Annotated in this window: 15 protein-coding genes; 9 read left to right on the forward strand and 6 right to left on the reverse strand. The window is 33.3% G+C overall.

Annotated features, from left to right (window positions below; all coding sequences use genetic code 11):
* Positions 1-72: 72 nt before the first annotated feature.
* From IF125_RS09850 to IF125_RS09860, 3 genes are all read left to right on the forward strand, one after another.
* Complete coding sequence (locus tag IF125_RS09850; protein ID WP_225542365.1) at positions 73-333, forward strand: hypothetical protein; 261 nt, start codon at positions 73-75, stop codon at positions 331-333.
* Positions 334-403: 70 nt separating this feature from the next.
* Positions 404-1,075: a tRNA (adenosine(37)-N6)-threonylcarbamoyltransferase complex dimerization subunit type 1 TsaB gene (gene tsaB, locus IF125_RS09855; protein ID WP_171623347.1), complete on the forward strand. Its 672-nt coding sequence runs from the start codon at positions 404-406 to the stop codon at positions 1,073-1,075.
* A gap of 17 nt (positions 1,076-1,092) precedes the next feature.
* The gene (locus tag IF125_RS09860; protein ID WP_171623348.1) at positions 1,093-1,476 is read left to right on the forward strand and encodes a DUF423 domain-containing protein; all 384 of its coding nucleotides are present in this window, start codon (positions 1,093-1,095) and stop codon (positions 1,474-1,476) included.
* A gap of 47 nt (positions 1,477-1,523) precedes the next feature.
* Here IF125_RS09860 and IF125_RS09865 read toward each other — a convergent pair whose 3' ends face one another.
* The 3 genes from IF125_RS09865 to IF125_RS09875 all read right to left on the reverse strand — a co-directional run bounded on the left by IF125_RS09865 (position 1,524) and on the right by IF125_RS09875 (position 3,486).
* A complete protein-coding gene (locus IF125_RS09865) occupies positions 1,524-2,084 on the reverse strand; it encodes a cytochrome b/b6 domain-containing protein (protein ID WP_188319272.1) in 561 nt (186 codons plus the stop codon).
* Between the two features lie 53 nt (positions 2,085-2,137).
* Positions 2,138-2,638 (reverse strand): hypothetical protein, encoded by a 501-nt coding sequence (locus IF125_RS09870; protein WP_171623350.1) that lies wholly within the window; start codon positions 2,636-2,638, stop codon positions 2,138-2,140.
* 161 nt (positions 2,639-2,799) lie between these two features.
* Positions 2,800-3,486, reverse strand: coding sequence for a YceI family protein (locus IF125_RS09875; protein ID WP_225542366.1), 687 nt, complete (start codon positions 3,484-3,486; stop codon positions 2,800-2,802).
* A 145-nt stretch (positions 3,487-3,631) separates the two neighbouring features.
* On the opposite strand from IF125_RS09875, the gene IF125_RS09880 reads away from it, so the two are divergent.
* Entirely contained in the window at positions 3,632-4,594 is a 963-nt protein-coding gene (locus IF125_RS09880; protein ID WP_225542367.1) for an ABC transporter ATP-binding protein, read from the forward strand.
* A 97-nt stretch (positions 4,595-4,691) separates the two neighbouring features.
* Here the strand turns inward: IF125_RS09880 and IF125_RS09885 are convergent, their stop codons facing one another.
* Genes IF125_RS09885 through IF125_RS09895 form a run of 3 tightly spaced genes read right to left on the reverse strand, consistent with a single transcriptional unit; the run spans position 4,692 to position 7,469 of the window.
* Positions 4,692-5,468 carry an alpha/beta fold hydrolase gene (locus IF125_RS09885; protein ID WP_225542368.1) on the reverse strand — a complete coding sequence of 259 codons (777 nt, stop codon included), beginning with the start codon at positions 5,466-5,468 and terminating at the stop codon, positions 4,692-4,694.
* A gap of 4 nt (positions 5,469-5,472) precedes the next feature.
* On the reverse strand, positions 5,473-6,198 hold the full coding sequence (locus IF125_RS09890; protein ID WP_225542369.1) for a pyridoxine 5'-phosphate synthase: 726 nt from the start codon (positions 6,196-6,198) through the stop codon (positions 5,473-5,475).
* A gap of 11 nt (positions 6,199-6,209) precedes the next feature.
* Positions 6,210-7,469, reverse strand: coding sequence for a mechanosensitive ion channel family protein (locus IF125_RS09895; RefSeq protein ID WP_171623354.1), 1,260 nt, complete (start codon positions 7,467-7,469; stop codon positions 6,210-6,212).
* 68 nt (positions 7,470-7,537) lie between these two features.
* Between IF125_RS09895 and IF125_RS09900 the strand changes: the two genes are divergently transcribed.
* The 5 genes from IF125_RS09900 to IF125_RS09920 all read left to right on the forward strand — a co-directional run bounded on the left by IF125_RS09900 (position 7,538) and on the right by IF125_RS09920 (position 16,032).
* Positions 7,538-8,023 (forward strand): DUF456 domain-containing protein, encoded by a 486-nt coding sequence (locus IF125_RS09900; protein ID WP_171623355.1) that lies wholly within the window; start codon positions 7,538-7,540, stop codon positions 8,021-8,023.
* A gap of 110 nt (positions 8,024-8,133) precedes the next feature.
* Positions 8,134-8,595 (forward strand): ribosome assembly cofactor RimP, encoded by a 462-nt coding sequence (rimP, locus tag IF125_RS09905; RefSeq protein WP_225542370.1) that lies wholly within the window; start codon positions 8,134-8,136, stop codon positions 8,593-8,595.
* A 15-nt stretch (positions 8,596-8,610) separates the two neighbouring features.
* Entirely contained in the window at positions 8,611-9,846 is a 1,236-nt protein-coding gene (gene nusA, locus IF125_RS09910) for a transcription termination factor NusA (RefSeq protein WP_171623357.1), read from the forward strand.
* A gap of 63 nt (positions 9,847-9,909) precedes the next feature.
* Positions 9,910-12,990, forward strand: a complete 3,081-nt coding sequence (gene infB, locus IF125_RS09915) for a translation initiation factor IF-2 (protein ID WP_171623358.1) — start codon at positions 9,910-9,912, stop codon at positions 12,988-12,990.
* 240 nt (positions 12,991-13,230) lie between these two features.
* Positions 13,231-16,032 (forward strand): TonB-dependent receptor, encoded by a 2,802-nt coding sequence (locus tag IF125_RS09920; protein ID WP_225542371.1) that lies wholly within the window; start codon positions 13,231-13,233, stop codon positions 16,030-16,032.
* The last annotated feature ends 9 nt before the right edge of the window (positions 16,033-16,041 follow it).

Here is a 16,041-nt window from a genome sequence, read left to right on the forward strand (position 1 = left end):
AAGAAAGTTTGGCTATATTAGCCCTATCGAAAAACTAAAATCTACTTGGCCAGTTGCACTTATAACTTGAACATGGCCAATTTAGAAACTACACATCTAGATATTTCAAATAAAGAAATATTAAGCACTAATAATGAAATGATAGTAGAGAAACTAAATTTTATTAAAATTAAATTTCCTGAAATATATAAACAATTGGTTTTTTTTATAGATTTTGATAATAAAGAAGAATTAGAATATTATTCCATTGGTAAATATCCTTATTATAACTTAATTATTTATGATAAGTTGAATGACTATTTTTATCATTTCGTAGAAAATTATCAGGATTAATCTCCATTTCCAATAGAAAATCATCTTATCAAACACAAATCATCTAATTTTCGTGATGTATCTTTGCAGCATGGCAACAATCTTAAATTTAGAAACTTCAACAAAAAATTGTTCAGTTTCGATTGCTAAAGATGGCGTTCAACTTTGTCTGGTTGAAGAAAATGAAGAAAACTATGCACATGGCGAAAAACTGAATCAGTTTGTAGATTGGTGTGTACAAGGTGCGGAAATAAATTGGAAAGATATCGACGCTGTTTGTGTGTCAAAAGGTCCAGGCTCTTATACCGGATTACGAATTGGTGTTTCGTCTGCCAAAGGATTTGCATATGGTTCTGATATTCCGTTGATGGCAATTAATTCATTGCAAATTTTAGCTGAATCACAACTTAACCAAGAGGTGGATTATATTATTCCAATGATTGATGCAAGACGAATGGAAGTGTATACCGCTTTGTTTGATAGAAAAGGGAATCAATTAACAGAAACCGAAGCAAAAGTAATTGACGATACTTCTTTTGAAGAGTTGAAAGGAAAGAAAATTATTTTTGTTGGTGATGGAGCAGAAAAATGTCAAGAAATATTGTCGCATTTAAACGCTACTTTTGTGCAAGCTTTTCCATCTGCAAAGGATATGATTCGTGTTTCGGAAGAAAAATTTACTCAAAAATCATTTGAAGATGTTGCATATTTTGAGCCTTATTATCTGAAAGATTTTGTGGCTGGAAAAAAGAAATCTGAATAAATATAAAAGAGATAATTATGAAAAATCTTGTGTTGACAATTGCATCATTATATGGAATGACTGCAGTTATATTAGGTGCTTTTGGTGCTCATGCATTCAAAAAGTTTTTACCTGCTGAAAAATTAGCAAGTTTTGAAGTTGGTGTACGTTACCAAATTTATCATGCAATTGTGTTGTTAGCTGTCGGAATGTATTTCCAGTTTAACAGTGGTTTAGAACGCTCTGCAGCTTGGTGTTTAATTGCCGGAACATTTGTTTTTTCAGGAAGTATCTACTTGTTATCGTTTGCAGATTATTGGAATGCAAATCTTAAATTTTTAGGGCCAATTACACCACTTGGAGGTCTTTTTATGATTATCGGTTGGGGATTATTAGCTTGGATTTTTATGAAAGGAAGATAATATAATTTATAGATAAAAGGCGCTTCTACGAAGCGCCTTTTTTATTATTAATCATTTCCATTAATCATTTTCGATACAATACCAGATTTTTTACTGATTTCGTCATAAACAATTCCTGCAAGATGTATCAGGAAGAAAATAGGAAACCAATAGATTCCAGTTTTGTGTAATTCTTCCATTTGTTCTTTGTACGTTCCGTCTCCCCACATTAAGTAAAAACCTGTAACGAGATTCATCAACACTAATCCATAAAAAATTAGATAGATCAATCCTTGAAATTTTTCTTTAGGAGCTGAATGTTTAAATGGATTTGGAAAACGAATTCCTTTTACTACCATATATACAATTCGTAGAACAAACAGTCCTAAAATGATGTAGGCAAACAGCTCATGCCATTCCCACATTGGTTCTAAAGAATTTTTACCAATCGTTTTTAAGGTAGCTTCCGAAAGACTTACCCCTTCTTTAGATGTTTCTTGCACAATAAGTGAAGAGAGCTTCTTTTTACTCATCCACTCCATACGTAGAAAGCCAGTGATAAATAATATCAGCATACCAATTCCTATTGTCCAATGTAAGAACCGGTGTACTAATGTATACTTTTTCATAATTTATAATGATTAAAAAAACCTCTCAAATTTGAGAGGTTTTGGTATGGTACTTATTCGTAATCATCTTCTTTAAAATCGAATTCTTCGAATGAACAATTAATTTCAAATGGAATATCTCCATCAGATTCTTCTGTGAAATCTTGCACTTCACCTTTCCAGTTAAGTGTCAAAACCCCTTTTTCATTTACACTAAATGCTAAGTCGTTATTAACAGTTTCAAAATCTTCTTCTGAAACATTTAGTGAGGTGTAATAAACTTCTACGATTTCACCTTCTTCGTCTTCTTCCTCGGCGAATCCATAAGGAATAGATACTTTTTTACCATTTAATTCTTCTACAGATTCTACATCTAAAGGGAAATCATCGATAAATAGAGAAAGTTGTGGAAAATCATTTTGTAACGAATCTCCTTCTACATGTTCTAAGTCATCAGTGGAATGTATTTCTACCAACAAACATTTTTTATTTCCTTGAAAAACCACTTTACATAAAGATTTTTCAATATTATAATTAAATGTTTCATCCGGATGGAAGAACTTAATTGTTTTCATTGTTTTGTTAATGTATGTTATTAATTATGAGTACGAATATAATTAAGTTCATTTAATTTTCACAAAAAATAGTTAAGAAATTTTTATTTTCTGTGATTAACTAAAAAAGTCACCTATTTTGGATAGGTGACTTTTATAATAATGATTGACTTTTAATCCGATTATTTTGCAGCTTCTTCTGTTGCAGCAGTAGCTTTAGCAGATAAATCTACTTGTAATAAAACTTCGTCTTTGATGATAGATCCAGCTCCACCAACGAAAGTAATTCCGAAGTCTTTACGGTTGATTCCGAACTCTTCAGATTTGATTGTAACACCATCTGCATCAACAGTTACATTAGCTTTGAAAGTAACATTTTTAGGAACTCCACGGAAATCTAAGTTTCCAGAAATTTCTGAATTGTAATCACCTCCTTCAATTGCTTTTACTTCTGTAATTTCGAAAGTTGCAGTTGGGAATTTCTCAACGTCTAAGAAATCAGGAGATTTTAAGTGACCATCTAATTTTCCTTTGCTTTCAGCATCAGCGTCTAAATCTTTAGATTCGAAAGAAGTAAAATCAGCAACAAATTTACCTGATTCTAAAACACCGTTATTTACATTAACAGTTCCTTCTTTTAATTTTACGATTCCGTAGTGACCTTCTTCTGGTTTGTTGATATCATCAAAAGTTTTACCGCCTTTCCAGTTTACAATAGACGTAGTCGTGTCAACAGCAAACTCTGCAGCTCCTTCAGATGCAGTAGCTCCTTCTTGTGCTTCTGTAGCAACTTTAGTTTCAGTATTTCCTCCACAAGATGTTAAAACAACAGCAGAAACAACAGCTAATCCTAAAAATAATTTTTTCATATCGCTTATTTTAAATTTTATACAAAATTATAATATAAATTGATTGTTTGTATTGACTTATATCAATAAAGTAAATAATTAAACATTTATTTAATATTGAATAATTCTAAATACCTTAGCCAAAAATAAGAAAATTTATTTAATCGTGCTAAACATAAAGCAACTCAGTTTCAATTATCCAGATTTCGAAGAGCAAGTAATAGATGATATTAATTTCGAGGTTAATAAAGGGGAAGTGATTAGTATTATTGGTGAAAGTGGAAGTGGAAAATCGACCTTACTGAAGTTGATTTATGGCTTGTTTGATTTTGATAAAGGCGAAATTAAATATAATAAAAAAAAGTTGCGTGGTCCAGCTTATAATATCATTCCAGGTCATAAAATGATGAAATATGTAGCGCAAGATTATGATTTATTAGATTTTGTTACGGCCGGTGAAAATGTAGGGAAACATTTAAGCAATTTTGATTTAGAATTGAAACAACAACAAATTGATGAAGCCTTAAAGGTGGTTGAAATGTTAGAGTTTAAACATATTTTACCCAATAAATTAAGTGGTGGTCAACGACAACGTGTTTCTATTGCAAGAGCTTTGGCGCAACAACCTGAGATTTTGTTATTAGACGAACCTTTCTCTAATTTAGATCAAACCTTAAAACTTAGCATTCGCGAAAAAATAATGGATTGGTGTAAAGAGCATCAAATTACTGTCATTTTTACAACACACGATTTGAATGATGCATTTTATACGTCGGATAAAATTTTAGTTTTACAGAACGGAAAAATGATTCAGTTTAATGAGGTAGAAAACGTGCGCGAATTTCCGAAAACAGAATATGTTGCCAAGCTTTTTGGTTATGTGAATCTGTTAAAGCGTTCGCAAGATTTGGGAATAGATTCCTCTTCTACGGTTGTTGTTTATCCCGAAGAAATTGTTATTTCAGCTAATGGAAATTTCGAAGGAAAAGTGATTTCATCTAAATTTCAAGGACGAGATTATTTAATTCGTTTTGCTTATCAAAATTTAGAATTGTTGACTTTTTCTAATCAAAAACTTCAATCAAATGATTTGATAAAGTTTGATGTAGAAAAGTTTAGAGGGATTTAAATTTGATGTGATTTTGCGCTTCGACAGGTTTAGAATGACTTACTAAGTTTATTTAAAAAAAAAGCGAAACCCTACATCGAATTTCGCTTTTCTATTACTATTTATCCAATAAGAAATTTAAAACTTCTGTTGTAAAATCTTTCGGATTCTCTGCGTGTAACCAATGTCCTGCATTTGCAATTTTCTTGATTTCTGCATTCGGAAAACGTTCGCAAATGATCATTTCATCTTCTGGCATAATGTAATTTGATTTTGCGCCGCCCAAAAATAAAGTTGGTCCATCAAATTCACCTTTTAATAAATCTGTTCCAATCATTTCTTGGTAAAAATTATCCAAAACGTCTAAATTGAAACGAAATGCGTATTGACCATTATCAGCATGGTAAACGTTTTTTAATAAAAACTGACGGACACCCATTTCTGGAATATATTGTTCCAATGTTTTTTCTACATCTTTTCGTGTTTCAACTTGATCAAAATCGACAGATTTCAAGGCTTTAAAAATTGCATTATGATGAGGTTGATAAGCTTTTGGAGCCATATCAGCGACAATTAAATAATCTAATCTATTTTGATGAATCATAGCAAAATCGATAACAATTCGTCCACCCAAAGAATGTCCCAATAAATGAGCTTTTTCGATAGAATGAGCCTCCATGTAATTCACAACATCTTGCGTCATGGCAGCTAAAGACGAATCTTCGCTATGAAAACTACGTCCATGATTGCGCAAATCAATTAGATGAGTTGTAAAATGCTCTCCAAATTGTTTTCCCAATGTACTCCAATTGTCCAATTGTCCGAATAAACCATGAAAAATCAACAAATGTTTTTCACCAAAACCAACAATTTTACTGTGTAAGATTTCTGTCATTTTTCTACAAATTTGCTACTTCAATTTTACGTAAATATGCTTGAATGGTATTCTCTAAACCTAAATACAAAGCTTCTGAAATTAGTGCATGACCAATTGAAACTTCTGTAATTTGAGGAATTTCACGAATAAAAAATTCGATGTTATCTAAGCTCAAATCGTGACCCGCATTTACAGCCAATCCATTTTCTATCGCTAATTTTGCGGTTTCTTTGTATGGATTAATCGCTTCAAGATTTCCTAACCCATATTGTGTAGCAAATTCTTCTGTATACAATTCGATTCGATCTGCACCAGTTTTAGCAGCACTTTCAATTAATGCAGGATTTGGATCTAAGAAAATAGAGGTTCTGATTCCAGCATCTTTAAACGTTTTAATGACATCTGTCAAATAATCAAAATGTTTGATTGTGTCCCAACCAGCATTAGAAGTGATTGCATCTTCTGCATCAGGAACTAAGGTAACTTGTTCTGGTTTCGAATTTAAAACCAATTCCATAAAACTATCAATTGGTTTTCCTTCGATATTAAATTCTGTAGTGATCACAGGTTTTAAATCATAGACATCTTGGTAACGAATATGACGCTCATCGGGACGAGGATGAATCGTAATACCTTGTCCACCAAATTCTTGAATTTTAATTGCCGCTTCTACAAGATTTGGCGTATTTCCACCACGCGCATTACGAATAGTAGCAATTTTATTTATGTTAACACTTAATTTAGTCATGATTTTTTATATTATAATTTTTTAAAGTCAGAAAGCGAAAAGCTTTGCATAATTTCCAAGTCAAATTTACGACAAGCTGTTAATAAATGGTCGAAAATGTCGGATTGAATTCGTTCGAATTCTAAATTATTTGCTGAAGTCGTAAAACAACCAATTTCCAAAGGCATTCCAAGTGGCGAAACAGGTAATTGTTTGACGATGATTGGGTCCTTTTGTGATACAGTTTTTAAACTCTTCAAATAACAGTCAACATAGATGCGAAATACACCAATATTGGTTAAGTTTTTACCATTGATATCAAGATCAGAATTTTCGATATTTTGATTGTAAATCGAAATTTCATGTCTTTTTTGTTGAATATATTGGTGAATTAAAGCAATATCTTCGAAACGGTTTAACATATCTTCATTGCAAAATTGAAACGAATTAACATTAAATGAAATTGAACGTTTTATTTGGCGCGTACCTGTTGCCATCATAGGCATATGATTGGTTACCTGAGAGGAAACTAAATCCACTGTTGGTACAGTCGCAATCGATTTATCAAACTTTTCAATCTTTACCAAGTTGATGTTAATTTCTTTTACAATACCTTCAATATCACCTTTCGAAATTGTAATCCAATCACCAACTTTTACAATTTTAGAATAAGAAATTTGTAAACCAGAAACGAAACCAAAAATAGCATCACGAAAAATTAATAATACAGCTGCAGTTAAGGCTCCGAGTACAGTAATAATTGTGTTTTTGTCTACCGTAAACAAAATCATTATTCCAGAGATAATTGAAAAAAATGTGATCATAAATTTCATCATCTGACCAAAAGTTCTTACCCCAACAGTGGTATAACTATTTTCTACGTTGTACACATCAATTGTTGCGTTAATTACTCTAAAAATAAGTTGTGTGAAAACAATTAAAGATATTAATTCTGTAATGCGTTGAATAATAACAAATATATTCCCATCATCTTTAAATAAAATTTGGTTCATGCTCATTGCAAAACTGATGGGAATAAGATGAATAAGCGAAATAAAAACTTTATTTCTGTACAAAAATATCATCCAATCGTTTTCGGTGAAGTTTTTTATCTTTCTAAGAATAGGAAGAATAATCGCTCTCAGAATAAAATCTAATATAAATAAGATTGCGATCCAGATGACAACTTCCAAAAAAGTGAACAGGTTTTCAGACAGATCAATTTTGAAGTATTGATTGAAAAAATATTTTACACCATCAGAAATTTCTTCGTAAAAAGATTTATCTTGCATAAGCTGTTAATTGAATTTGTAATAGAATTTATTTTGCAAATTTACAGTTTTAAAAAATACTGAAAAATATGGATAACGATAGTATACTAAATCTTATCAGTGGAATTTTATTGGTTGTTGGGTTAGTTGGAACAGTTTTACCAGTATTACCAGGAGCCCCTTTGGCATTGGTAGGATTATTAGTGTTTAAATTTAGTGGAGATTGTAGCTTTGGTTGGGGAACAATAATTATTGCAGGTTCATTTGTTTTGATCGGTGCTGTTTTAGATTATTTATTACCCATTTATATGACCAAAAAACTCGGCGGAACGAAGTATGGCATTTGGGGTTCTGTTGTTGGGTTAATTGTCGGATTATTTTTTCCTCCGGTAGGTTTTATCATTGGACCCTTTTTGGGAGCTCTATTGGCTGAATTAATTTTGAGTGCCTCAAACCCGAAATCTGCTTTAAAATCTGCATTTGGTTCATTTACAGGCTTTATTTTAACGACGGGGTATGACGTGATATTGACTTTAATTTTTATTGGAATATTCGTTTATCAACTCATGAATTAAATAGATTAAATGATTGAAATTAGGTCAATAAAAAAAAATGACCTATATTTGCAGTGAATTTAAAGAAATAAATGGAGGAGGGCTGGTTATAGCTCTCTTTTTCGTTGTATATGGATTCAAATAAAGTAAAACAGCTAATAGATGAAGCAATCGCGGAGAATCCGTCATTGTTTCTAATCGATTGGAAAATCACTCCAGATGATAAGATTATTATTTTAGCAGATGGAGACGAAGGTCTTTCAGTCGAAGAAATTGTAAGAATAAGCCGACATGTAGAACACAATCTTGATAGAGAAGAGTGTGATTTTGCGTTGGAAGTTTCTTCTCCTGGAGTAGGTAGTGAATTAACAATGCCACGTCAATTTGCAAAAAATGTAGGTCGAACATTAGAAGCTACATTAAATGATAAAGTGATAGAAGGTGAAATTGTAGAGGCCGATGATGAAGGTGTTACAGTTTTTTGGGAAGCACGCGAGCCGAAGCCATTAGGAAAAGGAAAAATTACAGTAGAACACGAAGAAAAAATAAATTACGCTGACATTAAGAAAGCGATAATAAAAGTCACCTTTTAAAAAAAATAAAGTTTAATGGACAATCTTGCATTAATCGAATCTTTTGGAGATTTTAAAGACGATAAGAATATCGATCGTATCACGCTAATGGCCATCTTAGAAGAAACATTGAAAAGTGTTTTGAAAAAAAAATATGGTACAGATGATAACTTTGATATTATTGTAAATCCTGATAAAGGAGACTTAGAGATTTGGCATAACCGTATCGTTGTAGAAGACGGTTTCTCTGAAGACGATGCAACAGATATCGAATTGTCTGAAGCGCGTAAAATTGAGCCAGATTTTGAAGTAGGTGAAGAAGTATCGGAAAAAATTCCGATCGAAGCATTAGGACGTCGTGCTATTTTAACTTTGCGCCAAACATTGGTTTCTAAAGTAATGGAGCATGATAATTCTAATTTATACGAAAAATTTAAAGGTTTAATCGGAGAAGTAGTTACGGGAGAAATCCACTATGTACGTCACAAACAAGTGATTATCATGGATGACGAGCAAAACGAAATGATTTTACCAAAAGAAAATCAAATACCATCAGATTTTTTCAGAAAAGGAGATACATTACGTGCTGTTGTAGATGATGTAAAATTAAGAGGAGCAAAACCTCAAATTATTTTATCAAGAACATCACCAAAATTCTTAGAGAAATTATTTGAACAAGAAATTCCAGAAATTTTAGACGGATTAATTACCATCAAAAATGTAGTTCGTATCCCTGGAGATAAAGCAAAAGTAGCAGTAGAATCTTATGATGATCGTATCGATCCAGTAGGAGCTTGTGTTGGAATGAAAGGATCTCGTATCCATTCAATCGTACGCGAATTACGTAATGAGAATATCGACGTAATCAACTACACAAACAACCAAAGTTTATACATTCAACGAGCTTTAAGCCCAGCTAAAATTTCAAATATCGAAATTAACGAAGAAACAAACAAAGCCTTAGTTTATGTAAATGCAGACGAAGTTTCGAAAGCAATTGGTAAAGGGGGGTACAATGTTCGTTTAGCTTCTAAGTTAGTTGGAATGGAAATTGATATTTTCAGAGAAGGAGCCCAAGACGAAGACGTAGAATTATCAGAATTTTCAGACGAAATCGATGCATGGGTAATCGAAGCATTTAGTGCTATCGGCTTAGATACAGCCAAAAGTATCTTAGAACAAGATGTGGATGACTTAATCAAACGTACGGATTTAGAAGAAGAGACAATCTTAGACGTTATTCGTGTGTTAAAAGAAGAGTTTGAAGATTAATTCATACTCAAGTCATAAACAATTCATACATTTGCAAACAATAAAATAAGAGATTAGCTTCATATGTCGGAAACAATAAGATTAAGTAAAGTATTAAAAGAATTAAATATATCAATAGATAGAGCTGTTGACTTTTTAGAAGGGAAAGGTAAAACTGTAGAGAAAAATCCGAACTCTAAAATCGATGTGCCAACTTACGATATTTTAGTTAATGAATTCCGATCTGATGCTAAACAAAAGCAAGCTTCCGGTGAAGTAGTCATTAACAAAATTTCAGAAATCAAAGCAGCTGAAAAGAAAGAAGCAGAAGCAAAAGCTGCTACTGAAAAACCAGTTGAAAAGAAACCTGAAATGATCGAAACGACTAAGGTTGAATTGGAAGGGCCAAAGACTGTTGGTAAAATAGACTTAGATGCTTTAAAACCGAAAGCCAAAGAGGTAAAACCTCAGGTGAAGGAAGAAGTGAAAAAAGAAGAAATCAAGAAAGAAGAAGCTCCAAAAGCTGAAAAGAAAACTGAATCAAGAGAGGAAACTAAAGGTCCAAAAGTGATTAAAGTGATTGATCTTGATAAAATAAATAATACAGGTAAACCTAAAAAGCAAGATTCTCCAGCTCCTAAAAAAGAGCAAGCAGAACCTAAAAAGGCGGAAGCACCGAAAGCGGAAGTTAAAAAAGAGGTGAAGAAAGAAGAACCTAAAAAGGTGGAAGAGGTTAAAAAGCCTGAAGTAAAAACGGAAGCGAAGCCTGAAGTGAAGAAAGAAGAAATTGAAGACGTAGCAGCAGTAGAACCTCAAAAAATTGAAACTGTCTACACAAAACTAGATGGACCTAATTTTACAGGTGCAAAGATTGACTTATCTAAATTTGATAAGAAAAAATCTGACGATAAAAAGGGGAATCAGAAAGGTGCTAATAACGCTGCTGACAAGAAAAAGCGCAAACGTATCCAGAAAAACGTTAAACCAGAAGATGTAGCAAAAGCTGGTGAAAACGGAGGGAATAATAACAATCGCCAAGGTGGAAATAACAACCACGGAGGTGGAAACAATAACAACCGCCAAGGTGGAAACAACAACCACGGAGGAGGAAATAATAACAACCGTCAAGGACAAGGAGGTGGAAATCGCCAAGGTGGACAAGGAGGTGGAAATCGCCAAGGTCAAGGTGGAAACCGTCAAGGAGGTGGAAACTTTAGAGGAGGTAATAACCGAGGACCAAGAGTTCCTCAAGTAGAACTTTCTGACGAAGATGTTAAAAAACAAATTAAAGACACTTTAGATAAACTTACGAATAAAGGAAAAGGATCTAAAGGGGCTAAACACAGAAGAGATAAACGTAAAGAACGTCGTGAGTTTGCTGAGCAAGAGCAAGAAGCAATGGACATGGACAAAACTTTACATGTAACAGAATTTGTAACGGTTAACGAATTAGCTTCGTTAATGGATGTTTCTGTTACAGAAGTTATTTCAGCATGTATGTCTTTAGGTATCATGGTTACCATGAACCAACGTCTTGAAGCTGATACAATTCAGTTAGTTGCTGATGATTTCGGATTCGAAGCAGAATTTGCTAATGCTGAAGAAGAAATCTCAACGGAAGAAGAAGAAATCGATAATGAAGAAGATTTAGTAACTCGTGCGCCAATCGTAACTGTTATGGGACACGTTGACCACGGTAAAACATCTTTATTAGATTATGTTCGTAAAGCAAACGTAATTGCTGGTGAGTCAGGAGGTATTACACAACATATTGGTGCGTACAACGTAACATTACCAAGTGGTAAACGTGTAGCATTTTTAGATACACCAGGTCACGAAGCCTTTACAGCGATGCGTGCTCGTGGTGCACAAGTAACGGATATTGCAATTATTGTGATTGCTGCCGATGACCAAATCATGCCACAAACACGTGAAGCAATTTCTCACGCACAAGCAGCAGGAGTACCAATGGTATTCGCAATCAATAAGGTTGATAAACCAGCAGCTAATCCAGAAAAAGTAAAAGAGCAATTAGCTCAAATGAACTTATTAGTTGAAGATTGGGGTGGTACTTATCAATCTCAAGAGATTTCAGCTAAATCTGGTTTAGGAGTTGATGATTTATTAGAAAAAGTTTTATTAGAAGCCGAAGTATTAGATCTTAAAGCAAATCCAAAACGTAAAGCATCTGGTACAGTTGTAGAAGCTGCATTAGATAAAGGACGTGGATATGTTTCGACTATAATTGTACAAACGGGTACATTACACATTGGTGATTATGTTTTAGCAGGATCTCACCATGGTAAAGTTCGTGCATTATTAGATGAACGAGGAAATAACGTTAAAGTTGCCGGTCCATCAACGCCAGTTACAATCTTAGGTTTGGCAGGTGCACCTACAGCAGGTGATAAGTTTAAAGTTTACGAAGATGAACGCGAAGCGAAACAAATTGCATCTCGTAGAGATCAATTACAACGTGAGCAAACTATTCGTACACAAAAACACATCACACTTGATGAGATTGGACGTCGTATTGCTTTAGGAGACTTTAAAGAATTAAATATTATCTTGAAAGGAGATGTGGATGGTTCTGTTGAAGCATTAACAGACTCATTACAAAAACTTTCTACAGAGGAGATTATTGTTAACATCTTACATAAAGGTGTTGGACAAATTACAGAATCTGACGTATTGTTAGCATCTGCTTCTGATGCAATTATTATCGGATTTAATGTTCGCCCAGGTGTATCTGCTCGTGAAATTGCTGATAAAGAAGAAGTAGAAATCAGAACTTATTCTATTATCTATGCTGCTATCGAAGAGATTAAAGAAGCAATGGAAGGTATGTTATCTCCAGAGTTGAAAGAGCAAGTAACGGGTAATATTGAAGTTCGTGAAACATTCAAAGTAACGAAAGTTGGTACAATTGCAGGATGTATGGTATTGGACGGTAAAGTTTATAGAAGCTCTAAAGTTCGTATTATCCGCGATGGTGTTGTAATTCATGATGGTGAATTAGCTTCATTGAAACGTTTCAAAGATGACGTGAAAGAAGTGAACAAAGGTTACGAATGTGGTCTTAACATTAAAAACTTTAATGATATTCAAGTAAATGATATCATCGAAGCATACGAAACTGTAGAAGTTAAAAAGAAATTGAAATAATCAATTTTTTAGAAATAATCTTAAAAAGGAGCTCAATTAGAGCTCCTTTTTTATGCATTAAATTTATTTAACTATTCTAACTCTTTAATTTTAGTAGAATAATATTCTGTAATACGCTATGTTTTTAGAATAATATTTGTGTTTAACAGTTAATTTAAGTTTTCTTTTATTTTATTTAAGAAACATTTGTTTTATAATCTATAAAGTCTATAAATTAGCTAGACTTTAAAATGATAGAAAATGAACAAGAAAATCAACTCGCTCAAAAAAATATTTTTTTTTACTACATTATTCGGAGGAACATTTTTATTTGCCCAAACAAAAGTCTCAGGTATAGTTGAGGATATAAATGGACCTATTGATCATGCAACTGTAAATGTAAAAGGAACGAATATTTCAACAACAACAGATGCAAATGGTTTATATCAATTCGTTCTCGAACCTGGTAAATACGAAATCATTGTAAATAAAATAGGAGAACCAAGTGTATCGCAAACGATTAATGTGATAGATGAGAATGAAGTTTTGTTGGATTTCTTTATAGAACCTATTCATTCAGAAACAGACCTTAGTGAAGTTGTATTGGTTGGTTCTCGTAGTACAGGACGCACGCAATTAGACTCGTCAACACCAATCGATGTGATCGATATCAAAGAGGTGACAAAAGATGTGGGACAAGTTTCTTTAAACCAAATCTTGAACTATGTTGCACCTTCTTTTAGCTCAAATACACAAGTTATTTCTGATGGTACAGATCATATTGATCCTGCATCTTTAAGAGGTTTAGGACCTGATCAGGTTTTAGTTTTAATTAATGGAAAACGTCGTCATACAACATCTTTGGTTAACATCAACGGATCATTTGGAAAAGGTTCTGTCGGAACAGATCTAAATGCCATTCCAACTTCTGCAATCAAACGAATAGAGATTCTTCGCGATGGAGCGGCTGCTCAATATGGCTCTGATGCAATAGCTGGTGTGATCAATATTGTATTAGAAGATTCGATGGATAAATTACGTGCCTCTATTTCGTACGGAGGAAATCTTTCGAAAAATGCTGAAGATAATTTTGATGGTGAAACATTTCAAGCGAATGTTAATTATGGAGTAAAAGTTGGTGAAAAAGGTGGATTTGTAAATGTTGCTGGTTCGTACGACAATCGTCAGCCATTTAATCGTCAAAAGGAATTTACAGGAACAATTTTTTCTGACTATAATCGCCCAGATTTATACCCAACTCCTACGGGTATTGATATTACAGATGAAGAATTAGCACGTCGTGGTGAAACACGTGCAGATTATGTTTCACGTATTGGACAATCAAAAAATGAAGGGGGAGCAGTGTTTATTAATTCACTTTTTCCCGTTTCAGATAAAACCGAAATTTATGCTTTTGGAGGTCTAAATTACCGTTCAGGTGAATCGGCTGCTTTTCGTCGTCAACCTGCACAGTTACATCAAACAGTAGCTTCTATTTTTCCGAATGGATATTTGCCTTTGATTGAAACGAATAATTATGATCGTTCTTTAGCAGCAGGAATTCGTAGTGAAATTAGCGAGTGGAAAGTCGATTTTTCGAATACATATGGAAATAATACGATCGACTTTGGGGTAAAGAATACAGTAAATGCATCGATGATAGATTCGTCTCCAACATCTTTCGAAGCGGGGGGATATCGCTTTACTCAAAATACAACTAATTTAGATTTTACACGTTTTTTTGATAATGCTTTAGCCGGAATTAATGTTGCATTTGGAGGTGAATTCCGTTACGAAAATTATCAAATTGTAGGAGGTGAAGAAGCATCATATGCAAACTACGGAAAAGTAAGACAGATTGGTGAGGATGGAAACGGTATTCCAATTTATATTCCAGATTTTAATGGAAATATCAATACATTATTTGCTTCGAATGGAACACCTTTAGCAGGAGGAGCTCAAGCATTTCCTGGCTTTTTACCAGCGAATGAAGTGAATGTAAATCGCCATTCTATAGCCACATATTTGGATACAGAGTTCAATTTTACAAAAGACTTTTTAGTAGCAGCTGCACTTCGTTATGAAAATTATTCAGATTTTGGTTCGACGTTAAATGGAAAAATATCAACACGATACAAATTAGGAGAGTATGTATTAAGAGCTGCAGCGAGTACTGGATTCAGAGCACCATCATTACATCAACTATATTTTAGTGCAACATCAAGTTTATTTTTAGATGGTACTATTTCAAATTCTGGAACATTTACAAATGATAGTCGCGCTGCGAAATTATTAGGAATACCACAATTGAATGAAGAAAAATCAAAAAGTATTTCGGCTGGAGTTACGGCGAATTGGGGTAAGTTTAAATTAAGTGTTGATGGATATTTTATTAGAATTGATGATCGCGTAATTTATACAGGTGCTTTTACTGGAAGTAATTCTTCTTCAGCTTCTGCTCAAGACAAAGAAATTTATGAATTGTTACAACAAGCAAACGCCACTTCTGCACGCTTTTTTGCAAATGCAATTGATACAGAAACAAGAGGGGTAGATATTGTTTTAACGTATCAAGATCGTTTGGGTTTAGGAAAATTACGAGGAGATCTATCAGCCACATTTAGCAAAACAAATGTGGTGGGAGAAGTGCATGCCTCTGAATTACTAAGAGGAAAAGAATCTACTTATTTTGATCGTTCAAGTCGTACATATTTAGAATCTGCAGTTCCTCGTACAAAAGTTAATTTATCATTGAATTATTCGCTTGATAAATGGAATGTGTATTTACGTAATGTATATTTTGGGGAAGTAGACGCCGCAACAAATACAATTGAAGATGCACAAACATATAGTGCAAAAGTCGTAACTGATTTGAGTTTTGGCTATGCATTCAACAAAAATATTTCGTTAACTATTGGTGCAAATAATTTGTTTGATATCTATCCTGATGAAACGAAAATTGGAGGAAATAGAGGAGCAGGATATTTCGTGTATTCACGTACCGGACAACAATTCGGAACTGGAGGACGTTTTGCCTTCGCTCGTTTATCATTAAGTTTATAATTTAAATAG

It is taken from the genome of Empedobacter stercoris (assembly GCF_020281205.1).
Classification (GTDB): domain Bacteria; phylum Bacteroidota; class Bacteroidia; order Flavobacteriales; family Weeksellaceae; genus Empedobacter; species Empedobacter stercoris.

Coding starts and splice junctions, on each gene's coding strand:
- IF125_RS09875 (WP_225542366.1), bottom strand. CDS start 3,486: ATGAAAAAATTATTTTTAGGATTAGCTGTTGTTTCTGCTGTTGTTTTA.
- IF125_RS09920 (WP_225542371.1), top strand. CDS start 13,231: ATGAACAAGAAAATCAACTCGCTCAAAAAAATATTTTTTTTTACTACA.
- IF125_RS09895 (WP_171623354.1), bottom strand. CDS start 7,469: ATGCAAGATAAATCTTTTTACGAAGAAATTTCTGATGGTGTAAAATAT.
- IF125_RS09900 (WP_171623355.1), top strand. CDS start 7,538: ATGGATAACGATAGTATACTAAATCTTATCAGTGGAATTTTATTGGTT.
- IF125_RS09850 (WP_225542365.1), top strand. CDS start 73: ATGGCCAATTTAGAAACTACACATCTAGATATTTCAAATAAAGAAATA.
- IF125_RS09860 (WP_171623348.1), top strand. CDS start 1,093: ATGAAAAATCTTGTGTTGACAATTGCATCATTATATGGAATGACTGCA.
- rimP (WP_225542370.1), top strand. CDS start 8,134: ATGGATTCAAATAAAGTAAAACAGCTAATAGATGAAGCAATCGCGGAG.
- IF125_RS09870 (WP_171623350.1), bottom strand. CDS start 2,638: ATGAAAACAATTAAGTTCTTCCATCCGGATGAAACATTTAATTATAAT.
- IF125_RS09865 (WP_188319272.1), bottom strand. CDS start 2,084: ATGAAAAAGTATACATTAGTACACCGGTTCTTACATTGGACAATAGGA.
- IF125_RS09890 (WP_225542369.1), bottom strand. CDS start 6,198: ATGACTAAATTAAGTGTTAACATAAATAAAATTGCTACTATTCGTAAT.
- nusA (WP_171623357.1), top strand. CDS start 8,611: ATGGACAATCTTGCATTAATCGAATCTTTTGGAGATTTTAAAGACGAT.
- IF125_RS09885 (WP_225542368.1), bottom strand. CDS start 5,468: ATGACAGAAATCTTACACAGTAAAATTGTTGGTTTTGGTGAAAAACAT.
- infB (WP_171623358.1), top strand. CDS start 9,910: ATGTCGGAAACAATAAGATTAAGTAAAGTATTAAAAGAATTAAATATA.
- tsaB (WP_171623347.1), top strand. CDS start 404: ATGGCAACAATCTTAAATTTAGAAACTTCAACAAAAAATTGTTCAGTT.